Origin of the sequence: Pseudomonas sp. SIMBA_068 (genome assembly GCF_046534705.1) — a bacterium.
Taxonomy (GTDB): domain Bacteria; phylum Pseudomonadota; class Gammaproteobacteria; order Pseudomonadales; family Pseudomonadaceae; genus Aquipseudomonas; species Aquipseudomonas putida.
The window spans coordinates 1-236 of the sequence record NZ_JAWRYI010001655.1 but is presented as its reverse complement, the minus strand read 5'-3'; the positions used below and the strand labels follow the sequence as shown (position 1 = coordinate 236).

General features: G+C 55.9%; 1 pseudogene. It reads right to left on the bottom strand.

The window, feature by feature from the left end:
• A pseudogene (locus SB756_RS35355) lies at window positions 1-236 on the bottom strand (50S ribosomal protein L25); the annotation flags it as partial.

Sequence of the window (236 nt, the reverse complement as noted above, 5' to 3'; positions counted from 1 at the left end):
ACACGTGGAGCGTGAACGTTGGCTACTGCCAGGTCGTTGCCGTGTGCCAGGGCCACGAATTCAACGCCTTTAGGGGCCTTGATGTCGGACAGGTGAACAATGGTGCCGATTTCAGCGTCAGCCAGGTCGACTTCGATGAATTCAGGCAGGTCTTTGGGCAGGCAGGAAACTTCGATTTCCGCGATTACGTGCGAGATCTCGCCGCCTTTCTTGACCGGAGCAGCTTCGTTGATGAA